The sequence below is a fragment of the Haemophilus sp. CCUG 60358 genome, assembly GCF_001679485.1.
GTDB lineage: Bacteria > Pseudomonadota > Gammaproteobacteria > Enterobacterales > Pasteurellaceae > Haemophilus_D.
In genome coordinates this window covers 86,968-99,798 of sequence record NZ_LZOZ01000019.1, presented here as the reverse complement: position 1 = coordinate 99,798, position 12,831 = coordinate 86,968, and the positions used below count along the sequence as shown (strand labels likewise).

General features: G+C 39.8%; 14 protein-coding genes. 4 read left to right on the top strand and 10 right to left on the bottom strand.

Translation table 11 applies throughout. The annotated features are described in order from the left end of the window. Nucleotides 1–43 precede the first annotated feature (43 nt). The 5 genes from queF to A9500_RS09525 are packed head-to-tail and all read right to left on the bottom strand — an operon-like array spanning nucleotide 44 to nucleotide 3,759. Nucleotides 44–883 carry an NADPH-dependent 7-cyano-7-deazaguanine reductase QueF gene (gene queF / locus A9500_RS09545; protein ID WP_065244755.1) on the bottom strand — a complete coding sequence of 280 codons (840 nt, stop codon included), beginning with the start codon at nucleotides 881–883 and terminating at the stop codon, nucleotides 44–46. A 24-nt stretch (nucleotides 884–907) separates the two neighbouring features. Continuing rightward, nucleotides 908–1,693, bottom strand: coding sequence for a Zn-ribbon-containing protein (locus A9500_RS09540; RefSeq protein WP_065244754.1), 786 nt, complete (start codon nucleotides 1,691–1,693; stop codon nucleotides 908–910). 2 nt (nucleotides 1,694–1,695) lie between these two features. After that, a complete protein-coding gene (locus A9500_RS09535; protein ID WP_065244753.1) occupies nucleotides 1,696–2,070 on the bottom strand; it encodes a SufE family protein in 375 nt (124 codons plus the stop codon). Continuing rightward, nucleotides 2,064–3,266, bottom strand: coding sequence for a cysteine desulfurase (locus A9500_RS09530; protein WP_065244752.1), 1,203 nt, complete (start codon nucleotides 3,264–3,266; stop codon nucleotides 2,064–2,066). Before A9500_RS09530 ends, A9500_RS09535 begins: the two co-directional genes overlap by 7 nt. Beyond that, nucleotides 3,256–3,759: a thermonuclease family protein gene (locus A9500_RS09525; protein WP_065244751.1), complete on the bottom strand. Its 504-nt coding sequence runs from the start codon at nucleotides 3,757–3,759 to the stop codon at nucleotides 3,256–3,258. Before A9500_RS09525 ends, A9500_RS09530 begins: the two co-directional genes overlap by 11 nt. A gap of 112 nt (nucleotides 3,760–3,871) precedes the next feature. Here A9500_RS09525 and A9500_RS09520 point away from each other — a divergent pair, with 112 nt between their 5' ends. Genes A9500_RS09520 through A9500_RS09505 form a run of 4 tightly spaced genes read left to right on the top strand, consistent with a single transcriptional unit; the run spans nucleotide 3,872 to nucleotide 8,328 of the window. Next, nucleotides 3,872–4,288, top strand: a complete 417-nt coding sequence (locus A9500_RS09520; protein WP_065244750.1) for a CidA/LrgA family protein — start codon at nucleotides 3,872–3,874, stop codon at nucleotides 4,286–4,288. Nucleotides 4,289–4,297: 9 nt separating this feature from the next. Further along, nucleotides 4,298–4,990 carry a CidB/LrgB family autolysis modulator gene (locus A9500_RS09515; protein ID WP_065244749.1) on the top strand — a complete coding sequence of 231 codons (693 nt, stop codon included), beginning with the start codon at nucleotides 4,298–4,300 and terminating at the stop codon, nucleotides 4,988–4,990. Then, nucleotides 4,987–6,339 carry an anti-phage deoxyguanosine triphosphatase gene (locus tag A9500_RS09510; RefSeq protein WP_065244748.1) on the top strand — a complete coding sequence of 451 codons (1,353 nt, stop codon included), beginning with the start codon at nucleotides 4,987–4,989 and terminating at the stop codon, nucleotides 6,337–6,339. The genes A9500_RS09515 and A9500_RS09510 overlap by 4 nt, the downstream gene beginning before the upstream one ends. Nucleotides 6,340–6,384: 45 nt before the next feature. Next, a complete protein-coding gene (locus A9500_RS09505) occupies nucleotides 6,385–8,328 on the top strand; it encodes an ABC transporter ATP-binding protein (RefSeq protein ID WP_065244747.1) in 1,944 nt (647 codons plus the stop codon). A gap of 44 nt (nucleotides 8,329–8,372) precedes the next feature. On the opposite strand, the gene A9500_RS09500 is transcribed toward A9500_RS09505, so the two are convergent. From A9500_RS09500 to rsxD, 5 genes are read right to left on the bottom strand one after another with little or no spacing between them, the layout of a single operon-like run. After that, nucleotides 8,373–9,743: a sodium-dependent transporter gene (locus A9500_RS09500; protein WP_065244746.1), complete on the bottom strand. Its 1,371-nt coding sequence runs from the start codon at nucleotides 9,741–9,743 to the stop codon at nucleotides 8,373–8,375. A 26-nt stretch (nucleotides 9,744–9,769) separates the two neighbouring features. After that, on the bottom strand, nucleotides 9,770–10,405 hold the full coding sequence (gene nth, locus A9500_RS09495) for an endonuclease III (RefSeq protein WP_065244745.1): 636 nt from the start codon (nucleotides 10,403–10,405) through the stop codon (nucleotides 9,770–9,772). Then, entirely contained in the window at nucleotides 10,402–11,112 is a 711-nt protein-coding gene (locus A9500_RS09490) for an electron transport complex subunit E (protein ID WP_065244744.1), read from the bottom strand. Before A9500_RS09490 ends, nth begins: the two co-directional genes overlap by 4 nt. A 10-nt stretch (nucleotides 11,113–11,122) precedes the next feature. Further along, the gene (gene rsxG / locus A9500_RS09485; RefSeq protein ID WP_065244743.1) at nucleotides 11,123–11,749 is read right to left on the bottom strand and encodes an electron transport complex subunit RsxG; all 627 of its coding nucleotides are present in this window, start codon (nucleotides 11,747–11,749) and stop codon (nucleotides 11,123–11,125) included. Next, the gene (rsxD, locus tag A9500_RS09480; RefSeq protein WP_065244742.1) at nucleotides 11,749–12,831 is read right to left on the bottom strand and encodes an electron transport complex subunit RsxD; all 1,083 of its coding nucleotides are present in this window, start codon (nucleotides 12,829–12,831) and stop codon (nucleotides 11,749–11,751) included. The genes rsxG and rsxD overlap by 1 nt, the downstream gene beginning before the upstream one ends.

The window sequence follows — 12,831 nt, the reverse complement described above, 5'->3', positions numbered from 1 at the left end:
AATAAAAGTGCGGTTGATTTTCACCGCACTTTTGTTTTGTGATTTATTGTCTTGCCAAGCGTAAATTTTGCGGAATTTCCTCAAAGTTAGAACGGAATGGATTAATATCCAATCCACCACGGCGCGTATAGCGCGCATAGACGGTGAGTTTTTCTGGTTTGGCATAATGCATCAAATCACAGAAAATACGCTCAATACACTGCTCGTGAAACTCATTATGTTGACGGAAAGACACAATGTAGCGGAGAAGTTTTTCGCGATCGATTTGTTTGCCCACATAATGAATTTGTACGGTTCCCCAATCCGGCTGACTGGTGATAAGACAGTTAGATTTCAATAAATGGCTGACTAAGGTTTCCTCCACCACATTATCGGACGTGCAATTTTGCAAAATGTCTGCATCAAATTCGTAGCTGTGGATTTCAATATCCTGATCATCAATGCAATCTCCAGTTAAAGTATCAATACTTTGCCCTTGATAGTGGGGTAATGGATGTAAACGAACTTTGACCTCACCTTGAGCACAAGCGCTTAGGTCTTCACGCATCGTGCGTTCTACGCTAGCAAAATCAGCAAATTGACTTTGGTTAAAGCTGTTTAAATAGAGTTTAAAGCTTTTTGATTCAATTAAATTTTCACTGCGATAATCAATTTCCACATCTGCAATAGCCACTTGTGGCAAACCTTTTGGATTTAACCAAGAAATTTCATAGGCCGTCCAAATATCAGCGCCTTGGGTAAAAGGCTGTTGTTCGGTAATGCCTAAGCCATCACGATTGAGTTTGCGAGGCACGGGTTGTAACAAAGTGCGGTCATAATTTGCCGCATATTCTGTTGCTTGGCCGAGTTTTAAAGATTGAAGACTTTTATCTTGATAGTTCATTTGTTTTCCTAAATGACGAAAGCGTTATAAAAAATTCCACGACACATTCGAGACTAATCGACATTGGTCGCATTTAAAGTAAATTACATCAAATAGTGGCGTTTCTAATGCCCAATTACCACCACATTGCGGGCAACTGCGTTGTTGTTCAGATTCTAAAGAATGGCCTCCGACACGGTATAAATAATAATAGGTCGGTATGCCGCTTTCTTTTTCAATTTCAGCAGCAAGGTAGCGTCCATGTTTAGTAAGCGTGCTATTAACCTCGGCGATTTCATTTAGCGCTTCTTTTTCTAAAACCGAACCATTCATTTGCAGCTGATCGCAAGCTTGCCAATTTTCCTGCCATTTAATCAAATCTTGGCTTAAGTGCGGTTGATTTTTTAATTGTTTATAGAGCGGAATTGGAGAAAAATCTCCTCCGCTATGCAATGGCGAGCAGGATTGCAAATGTGTGGTGTAGAGCATTTGCCATGCTGGTTGGCTACATTCTACGGTGCTGTCCGCATTTAAATCATCGGCAATAATTTGAAAACCTTGAAAATTTAGACCGCTCTTTTCAGCATTTTCCATCGCCTGATTCACAGATTGATTATTGTTTTCGGGTAAAAGGCTATCTTGCTCAGGGCAAATAACGCGCATCGCAAAACCTTGTTCGCCATCTTCTTCCGTTAAATAAAGCGGGATTTCACGGCCGATAATTTGTCCGTTATAACGCCATTGGTCGATGACTGCATTGAGCAAACGGCTTTGTTGGCCAATGTCGTTTTCTAAGGCGGTCAATTTAAAAAAGGGTTCGATCAGATACATAATTACAGATTGTGCAAGATTTCTTCAATTTGTTTTAAACCGTTTAAGCGGGTTTCACTTAAGCGAGAGGCAATGCCAAGTTCATCAAAAAATTGACGGATATTAAATTGTTGTAGTTGATTATTGGTTTGTCCATTGATATTTTGCAGTAACAACCATAACAAACCATTCATAATGCGCGCTTCGCTGTAAGCTTGAAATTGAAACGTGCCGTCATTTTGTTGAATGGTCTTAAACCAAAGTCCTGCTTCGCAGCCTTGAATCGATTGCATTTGAGCCAATTCATCTGGAGAAGGTTGAGGAATATGTTTACCGGCTTGAATAATGAAACGGTAACGTTCTTCCCAATTTTTTGCCTGTTTAATGTTTTCTAGCATGCTAATAACTCTAAGGATTTATCTAATGCCGCAAAAAAAGCATCCACATCTTGCGGGCTGTTATAAGGTGCAAAAGAAAGTCGTAATGTAGTGCGTTCGCCAAGGCGGGCTAAGTAAGGTTGGGCGCAATGTTCGCCAACACGCAACGCAATTTTTTGTTCGCTTAATAGGGTAGCAAGATCTGAAGCTGCAATCCCATCAAAAACAAAACATACAACAGAACTTGGTTGCGGTGAATTAAATAAACGACAATTCGGATAGTTTTTTAACCGCACTTTACTTTGTTCGGCAAGCTTAACGGCATGCGCCTCGGCTGCTTGAAAATCCGATTTTTTGAGCCAATCTAACACCGCACCAAAGCCAATTACGCCCGCAATATTTGGTGTGCCGGCTTCTAATCGATAAGGCAAATCGGCAAAAGTAATGCATTCATGGGAGACGCGCTCAATCATTTTTCCACCGTAAAAAAGCGGTTGTAATAGGGAAAGCGAGCTTAATTTTCCGCTTAATACGCCAATGCCGTTTGGTCCATAGATTTTGTGTGCAGAAAAGGCAATAAAATCCGCATCTAATGCCTGTAAATCAATCTGTATATGACTAACAGCCTGAGCGGCATCTACTAAAATGAGCGCATTGCTATGTTGGCGGATTAGTCGAATTAAATGTTGGATATGTTGTTCCGTTCCCGTTACGTTGGAAACAAAATTGAGTGCCACTAATTTGGTTTTCTCATTTAAGGCTTTAATTAAGGCATTTTCATCAATTAGCCAATTATCCAAAATGGGCAGCACTTTAATTTTCGCGCCGCATTTTTTCGCTGTTTCGTGCCAAGTAACAAAATTAGCATGATGGTCCGCTTGGCTAATTAAAATCTCGTCATCTGCATGCAATGAGGGGAGTAAACCGTTAGCAACCAAATTAATGCTATGAGTTGTTCCAGAAGTCCAAATTACCGCTTTTTCATCTTCCGCATTAATTAAGGTTTTAACTAAGTGACGAGCATTTTCGTATTGTGCTGTTTGCGCCGCTTCATACTGACTACGATGCACAGAACCTGCCGATTGATAAAAAGTAGTCGTTGCATCAATGAGTGCTTGAGGTTTTAATGCCGTCGCTGCATTATCCAAATAGACCACGGCATTTGGCGATGTAAAATAAGGGAATTCATTTTTAAATGATTGATAATCAAAAGCCATGGTTATCTCCGTGTTTGAGTGTTTTTTTCTGTTTACGCCATTCATAAGGGGCAACAGGGTTGGGATCTCGCCATAAGCCGATTTTTTGTTGTTGGGCAAAATCTTGTGCCTGGAAGTAGATTGGATTTTTAGCATATTGCGGATAAACCCAAGCCATGCCGTTTTTCACCATTTCTAAGTTGATGTTTTGTTCTTGTAGATAAACCGTTGCTAAAATACGTTGGTAGCGATCATAACCGGAAACTGACAACGTCACATTTTGTTTGAAAACAAGCTGTGAAAGATATTGTTTGGCTTTCTTTCCAAATGGTTGGCCTTTTTCTGGAGCATCAATTTCTTGTAATCGCACTTTGAATTGTTTTTTAGTGGGTAAGAGGCAAGTTAAGGTGTCGCCATCACTGACTCCCACCACCCAACAAGACACTTGGCGTTCAGCTGAAATTGAAAATTGCGTCCAAAGTGCGGTTAAAAATAAGAAGAATTTTTTAATCATTTGGAATTTCTTTGATCTGCATCGCAAAATTTAGCTAAAATGAATGGGTAATTTTAACAAAAAAAGCGTAAAATAAATTTTAATTATTATTAAAAAAGTTGATAGAGGAAATATGTTACTCCAAAAAGGCGTTCAACTCGCTCGTTCGCTCATCATTTTATACATTATGTTACTACTCGGCAATTTGATTTCTCACTATATCCCCGTGGGGATTCCAGGCAGCATTTGGGGATTATTAATACTTTTTATTGGATTAACCACTCGTATTATTCGCTTGGAATGGATTTATTTTGGTTCTAGCCTGTTGATTCGCTACATGGCGGTACTTTTTGTACCAGTGAGTGTGGGGATTATAAAATATTATGATTTACTTGTTGCTCAATGGAAAATTTTACTCATTCCAAATATTCTAAGTACATTCCTGACACTCTTTATTATCGCATTTCTTGGTAATTATTTGTTTTACAAGCAATCCTTTGCCCATAAACGTCAAAAAGTATTAGAAAAACGTAATATTCAAGCAGATTAAGGTTTCATTATGCAATATGCAATTTATCTTTATACTGGTTTAACAATTTTCGGATTTTGGCTCGCGTTACAAATTAGTAAACGTTGGAAATCCATGATTTTCAATACATTTGTACTGACGGTATCAATTCTGGTGTTGGTTTTAGAAATTGGTGATATCTCTTATGATGATTACATGACGGGTAACGCACCAATTAATAATTTACTCGGTTTAAGTATCGTGGCACTTGCATTGCCATTGTATGAGCAGCTTCGTCAAATTGCGAAACAGTGGAAAATTATTCTTTCTGTGGTGACATTAGCTTCTTTGTTTTCTATGTTTACCGGTGCCATTTTTGCGATTATTTTAGGTGCGAGTCCTGAAATGGTGGCGACCGTATTACCAAAATCAATTACCACGCCAATTGCGATGGAAGTGTCTTCTCATTTAGGCGGTATTCCAGCTGTTACAGCCGTAGGTGTGATTGTTGCAGGTTTGCAAGGTTCGGTTTTTGGTTATCTCATCTTGAAAAAGATTGGTATTAAACAACAAGAAGCCGTGGGTTTATCTGTTGGAGCCGTTTCTCACGCATTAGGCACGGTAAGCTGTATGGAAGCCGATCCGAAAGCCGGTAGTTATAGTTCGATTTCTTTGGTACTTTGCGGTATTATGAGCTCAATTTTAGCCCCCTTAGTATTCAAAGTTATCCATCTATTTTTATGAGAACCCAATTAGCTGATTTTTGGACTGAACGTTTCCTTCCTGATCCGCCTCGCGAAAAAGATCACCGACCTCCATTTCGTCGTGATCGCGGGCGGATTTTACATTCCGCCGCTTTCCGTTGTTTACAAGCCAAAACACAGATTCATGCTGTGGGCGAAAATGATTTTTATCGCACGCGCCTAACTCATTCTCTAGAAGTGGCACAAATCGGTAGCAGCCTTGTTTCCCAATTAAAATTTGCGGAAAGTTATGTTGCTATTTCAGACCAGCTTCATATCGAAAAAAGTGAATTACAGAAACAACTCAAGCCTTTATTACCAAGCAATGATTTAATTGAAAGTTTGTGCTTTGCGCATGATATTGGTCATCCGCCGTTTGGTCATGGTGGGGAAGTAGCGCTTAATTATATGATGCGCAATCATGGCGGCTTTGAAGGCAATGCGCAGACATTTCGTATTATTACTAAACTCGAGCCTTATACTGAAACGGCTGGGATGAATTTAACGCGTCGTGCCATTTTAGGTGTGGTGAAATATCCGAATATGTTAGACTTATCTTCCCCTCAATATGCCCAGTTGCCGCATACTGAAAACGCTGATCCGCGTTATGTCAAAATTAGCGACTGGAAGCCTGGAAAAGGGTTATTCCGTGATGACGTCACAATGTTTACTTGGTTGTTGCAAAACCTTTCTGAAAATGACCTCACTTTGTTTGGTTCATTTCAAAAAGTGCGGTCAAATCCTGCTGAGTTTTTAAAAACACAATTTAAATCTTTAGATTGCAGCATTATGGAATTGGCGGATGATATTGCGTATGGCGTGCATGATTTAGAAGATGCGATTGTGACTGGTGTAGTAAATCAACATCAGTGGCAAGAAGCATTGGCTGAACTTAAAACAATTCCTTCAGATTGGTTGACAAAAAATATAGAACAAGTCAGCCAACGATTGTTCTCCAATCATCATTTTGAGCGTAAAAATGCCATTGGTGCATTAGTGAATTTCTTTATCACCCATGTGCGCTGGAAAGTCACCGGCAATTTTGATGAGCCTTTGTTACGTTATAACACGGAATTACCACAAGATGTGATTGCGGCATTAAATGTGTTCAAAAAGTTTGTGTGGAAATACGTGATTCGCCATGTCGAAACGCAGCGTATCGAATATAAAGGACAACGCATTCTCACCGAAATGTTCCAGATTTTTGAGTCTGACCCCGAACGTTTATTGCCAACGAATACGGCTAATCGTTGGAGAAATGCACCAGAACAGGGCAAAAAACGTATTATTTGTGACTATATCGCAGGCATGTCAGATGCCTATGCCTTAAAGGTTTATCACCAGCTTTAAAGTGCGGTTATTTTTATTGATATTTTGAATTTATAGGACAATTTTGTGGCATTAATTAGTTTAACTAACGCTTATCTTTCTTTTAGTGATCATCCGTTACTTGATCACGCTGAACTTCATATTGAACCAAATGAGCGCGTGTGTTTGGTGGGGCGTAATGGTGCAGGTAAATCGACTTTATTAAAAATTATTGCACAGCAAGTCACCATGGATGACGGCAAAGTGCAGTATGAAAAAGATTTAGTGGTTTCACGTTTAGAACAAGATCCGCCTCGCCATGCTGAAGGGAATGTATTTGATTATGTAGCAGAAGGCATTGAGCATTTAGCGGATTTATTAAAGGAATATCACCATATTTCACAAGAGTTGACACAAAATTACAGCGAACAAACTCTTAACCTGCTGGCACAAGTGCAAGCCAAATTAGAGCATGCCAACGGCTGGCAATTTGAAAATAAAATCAATGAAGTTCTGCAAAAGCTCGAGTTAAATCCTGATACTAAATTAGCCGATTTATCGGGTGGTTGGTTGCGTAAAGCCGCCCTTGCTCGTGCGTTGGTGTGTAACCCCGATGTCTTGTTATTAGATGAACCGACTAACCACTTGGATGTGGATGCAATCGAATGGTTAGAAAACTTCTTATTAGAATTTACCGGAAGTATTGTGTTTATTTCCCACGACCGTTCTTTTATCCGCAAAATGGCAACTCGTATTGTTGATTTAGATCGCGGGAAATTAGTGTCTTATCCAGGTAACTATGATTTATACCTCACCGCTAAAGAGGAAAGTTTACGTGTCGAAGCATTGCAAAATGAACTTTTTGATAAGCGTTTAGCACAAGAAGAGGTCTGGATTCGTCAAGGGATTAAAGCTCGCCGTACGCGTAATGAAGGCCGTGTGCGTGCTTTAAAAGCTATGCGTGAAGAACGTCGCCAACGTCGTGAGGTGATGGGTACTGCTAAGTTACAATTAGATAACTCAAGTCGTTCTGGCAAAATCGTATTTGAAATGGAAAATGTGAGCTATGAGATTGAAGGCAAACAGCTGCTCAAAGATTTCAGCACGACCATTTTACGCGGCGATAAAATTGCATTGGTTGGCCCAAATGGCTGCGGAAAAACCACCTTTATTAAACTTTTATTAGGTGAAATCAAGCCAACCAGCGGTCGCATTCACTGTGGTACAAAATTAGATATCGCTTATTTTGACCAATACCGCGCTGATCTTGATCCGGAAAAAACAGTGATGGATAACGTTGCCGATGGCAAGCAGGATATTGAAGTCAATGGTGTAAAACGTCATGTGTTGGGCTATTTGCAGGATTTCTTATTTCCACCCAAACGCGCCATGACACCCGTAAAAGCGCTTTCAGGTGGTGAACGTAACCGTTTATTATTGGCTAAATTATTACTAAAACCTAATAATCTATTGATTCTCGATGAACCAACCAATGACTTGGATGTAGAAACCTTAGAATTATTAGAGGAAATTCTCACGGATTATCAAGGCACCTTATTGATTGTCAGCCATGATCGTCAGTTTATTGATAACGTCGCAACGGAGTGCTATTTCTTTGAAGGCGATGGCGTATTGAATAAATACGTAGGTGGTTTCTTTGACGCGAAAGGACAACAAGCCAATTACTTTGCGATGAAAGCAGAGCAAGAGACTCAAAAATCCAAAAAAGAAGCACCAAAAGTACAGGAAAGTGCGGTCAAAAATGATGTTGTTTCTCAAAAGCCGAAATCCGTTAAACTTTCTTACAAAGAGCAACGTGAGTTAGAACTGCTACCACAATTGTTGGAAGAATTGGAAGAGAAAATTACCGCACTTCAAGCTGAAATTGGTGATCCTCACTTTTTCCAACAAGCCCATGATGTAACAGATGCTAAGCTTAAGGAATTATCAGACACTGAAGCTGAACTTGAAACAGCTTTCCTCCGTTGGGAAGAACTTGAAGAGAAGAAGACCCAAGCTGAAGCAAAATAGAGGATAGATAAAAAGAAACCGAGCTAAATAGCTCGGTTTTTTTATTAAATATTACTGATAAAAATCACCAAAATAATCACAGGAACCACAAATTTGACATAGTTAAACCAAATTGTGGTGAAGAGCGAATTTGGTGTTGGTGATAGTTCTTTTTTCGCATCATCTTTTAACACGAAACCAACGAAAATGGCACAGCCAAGTGCGGTCAGCATAAAGAGAATATTTCCGCTGACGAAATCGAAGGCATCGAAAATGCTTTTACCGAAAATGGTGACATCTTTCAAAAGGTTATCACCTAGAATAGATGGCAAGTTACCTAATAAGAAAATCCCCATTAAGGTAACAAAAATCGCTTTACCACGGCGCATTCTGAGTTTTTCTTGTAATGCGGTGATGATGACTTCGTAAATCGTGATTGATGTGGTTAATGCCGCAATAAGCAATAAACCGAAGAACACGATAGCAAAGAATTTACCCGCCCATAAATGTGAGAATACAATTGGTAAACTTTGGAAAACCAAGGTTGGCCCGGCGTTAGGTTCAATGCCGAATGTGAATAATGATGGGAAGATCATAAAACCACATAACACAGCGATAATGGTGTTAGTGAAGCCTGTAATAACGGCTGTGTGAATAAGGTTTTCTTCTTTGTTTAAATAGCTGGAGAGGGTAATCAATACACCGAAACCAAGGCTTAATGCGAAGAATACTTGCCCTAATACGAAGATGAATAATTTAGGGGTGATTTTGCTGAAATCAGGTTTTAAGTAGAAAGTCACACCTTCCATTGCGCCAGGTAAGGTGAGGTTACGAATCACCATACCAATTAGGAAGATAAAGAGTAATGGCATTAAGTATTTCACGGAACGTTCAATCCCGCCAATGATACCTTTCGCTAAAATAATGTAATTCACTGCCACAAATAGGAATGTGTAGAGCATGATTTCCCATGGACTATTGCTGATGTGTAAATCGTAGAAATCTTTGGCCACTTCTTTTGTAATTGGGGCGCTAATATCAAGGGTGTTATTCATCAGGCTGATGATATAAGACATCACCCAACCACCAAGCACCATATAATAGGCCATGATACCAAATGCGCCAAGAAGCCCCATATAACCGATAATTTTCCAATATTTGGAGATGTTTTTACCTTTATCTTGGATTTTATCGCCAAAGGCATCAATGGAATTTACACGTAAACGGCGACCAATGACGTTCTCTACTAAAATCATTGGGATACCAATCACAATCATCGCAATACAAAAGAGGAGTACATAGGCACCACCGCCATTTTCACCCACTAAATAAGGAAAGCGCCATGTTGCCCCAAAGCCAACTGTCGCTCCCGCAACGGTGAGCACATAAGTTAGTCGACTAGACCAAGTTTGGCGAGATTGATTGTTTGTTGTCATAATATATTCCGTTTAATTGTATTCGTTTAATAATCTGTTTTTTCTTTGTATTCGCAGAGGTCTTCAATTAAGCAAGCTCCGCAGCGAGGTTTGCGGGCAATGCAGGTATAACGCCCGTGCAAAATAAGCCAGTGATGCACATCGACTTTAAATTCTTTAGGCACAACTTTGAGCAGTTTTTCTTCTACTTTTACCACATCTTTGCCTGGGGCAAAATTCGTGCGGTTGCATACGCGAAAAATATGGGTATCCACTGCAATAGTTGGGTGGCCGAAAGCGGTATTTAATACCACATTCGCTGTTTTTCTACCAACCCCCGCAAGGGCTTCTAAGGCTTCACGGCTTTCAGGTACTTCGCCGTTATGTTTCTCAACTAAATCACGGCAGGTTTTAATAATATTTTCTGCTTTGCTGTTATAAAGCCCGATGGTTTTAATGTATCCTTTTAAACCCTCTAAGCCAAGATCTAAAATGGCTTGTGGTGTATTCGCCACAGGGAATAATTTTGCCGTCGCTTTATTGACACCTTTATCGGTGGCTTGGGCCGATAAGATCACGGCGATGAGTAATTCGAAAGGCGAATTATACTCTAATTCCGTGGTGGGATGCGGGTTTTGCTCCCGAAGTCGAGTGAGTATTTCAATTCGTTTAGCTTGGTTCATTTTTTCATATCAATTCGGTTTTTAATCGCCAATAGGATACCTAATCCAATAAATGCACCTGGCGGAAGAATAAAGAGTAAAAAGCTACTATCCGTTTGGTAAATATGTAATGTAAGGAATTTCGCACCTTGGCCAAATAAATTTTCAATGCCCTCAAAAAGGGTACCTTGACCTAAGATTTCACGTAACGCACCTAATACAGTGATACTTAATGCCATGCCTAATCCCATTGAAAAACCATCCCAGGCAGCATGTGCAACGCTATTTTTAGAGGCAAAGGCTTCTGCTCGACCGATGACGATACAGTTGGTCACTATTAAAGGAATAAAAATCCCGAGGGCTTGATAGAGCGTATAGGTATAAGCATTCATCAATAATTGCACCACGGTTACAGTGGTCGCAATAATCATCACATAAATTGGAATGCGAATATCATGAGGAATTTGCTTACGAAAGAGCGAAACAACTGTATTGGTGCAAGTTAAAACCAACATAGTCGCAAGCCCTAAACCTAAGGAATTTGTTGCAGTACTCGAAACAGCTAAGAGCGGACAAAGCCCCAATAATTGCACGAGGGTTGAGTTGTTTTTCCATACGCCCTGAATAAAGATTTCTTTCCAAACAGAAGGCGTTTGCGTTATTTCTTCTGAATTTTCAACCGCACTTTGCTCATCAAGTGCGGTCGTTTTTTCGGTTAAATCAGTCATAATAAATATCCTATTGCGCGTATTTTTTTGCCATCTCGTTGAGTAATACTTCATTTTCAAGCATCACGAGAGCAGAGCGTTTTACTTGATTAACAATCGCGCGCGGCGTAATTGTTGCGCCGGAAAATTGATCAAATTTACCGCCATCTTTTTTGACTGCCCAATCTTTTAGGCTTTCGGGCACAATAACCTGGTTTGTAAAACTCAAAATCCAGTCAGAAATGCGAAGTTCGATTTTATCGCCCAATCCTGGAGTTTCATGATGTTCGATGACTCGCACACCTAAAACTTCACCTTTTGGTGTCATACCCACTAATAAACGGATATTCCCTGAATAACCATCAGGTGCTGTCGTTTCATAAGCATAGGCGGTTGGCACATGATCTTTGATCGCAAAATAGACTTTTTGAATACCTTTGAGTTTATCTTGCTCGGACGTTTCTACGCTTTCAAGCAAGTTATTATTAAAATAATCCTGAGGGATGACTTGGAGCAATAAGGCTTTTTGGTGTTCAGCCATGGCTTCATCAATTTTATCTTTTGTCAGCATATAAATGCCTGCAGAAACAGCGGTACATACAAGCGCAATAAAACCTAATAACAAACCAAAACGGGAGGTGACTTTAAAAATACCCATTATTTTCTCCCTTTTGCAAAGTGTCCAGCTACACGAGGACGGGTGTAGTAGTCGATAAGTGGCACACAAATATTACTTAACAAAATCGCAAATGCCACGCCGTCAGGATAGTTTCCAAAGTAACGAATGAGGTAAACCAATAGTCCAACCAAAGCACCAAATACAAGCTTACCACGAGGTGTAATAGAAGCTGTGACAGGGTCAGTCGCAATAAAGAATGCGCCGAACATCATGGCGCCGCTAAAGAGTTGGCTTATCATACTTAAATGATGATGGCCTGACATTGCAGTGATTGTTGCTAAGGTCACAAAGGTCACGAGCATTGAAACGGGAATTTGCCAGTGAATTTTTTTCTTTAAGATTAATACAATCCCACCAAGCATGAATGCCAAATTAACCTGCCACCAACCTTCAGCAAAATCAGTCCCGTTTTGTAATAAAATCGGTAATTTTACAAAATCATGAAATACGCTTTCATCGCCTTGATGTAAGTTATAGAAGATTTTTGCACTGTCTAATGGTGTCGCTTGTGTAATTCCATCAATGGAATGAACAAGTTGACTCAAACTAAATCCATCAGTGGTTAAGCCTGTGAAAATTAAAGAAAGAGAATCAGCAAATGTTGGTGGTTCATTTAATAATGAAATCGGTGGCATCCAACTTGTCATTTGTAGAGGGAAAGAAATCAATAGTACTACATATCCCACCATAGCCGGATTAAACGGGTTTTGTCCCAAGCCACCGTAAACGTGTTTGCCTAGAATAACAGCGGAAAGCGTACCAATTAAAATCACCCAATAAGGTGCATAAGGCGGAATCGCCATCGCTAAAATTAAGGCAGTAAGTACCACACTAAAATCTGAAATATAGACAAGATTTGGCTTATTACGCAATTTAGTCACAATAAACTCAAGTAATAATGCGAAAGAAATAGCCAATGCGGATTGCACCAAAACACCCATTCCAAAATAATAAATCTGCGTGAGCAGAGCAGGCAGCATGGCTGCAATCACCCATAACATAATACGGGCGGTTAATTTGCCTGAATGGGTATGAGGCGAACTCTCCATTTTCTTAAACAT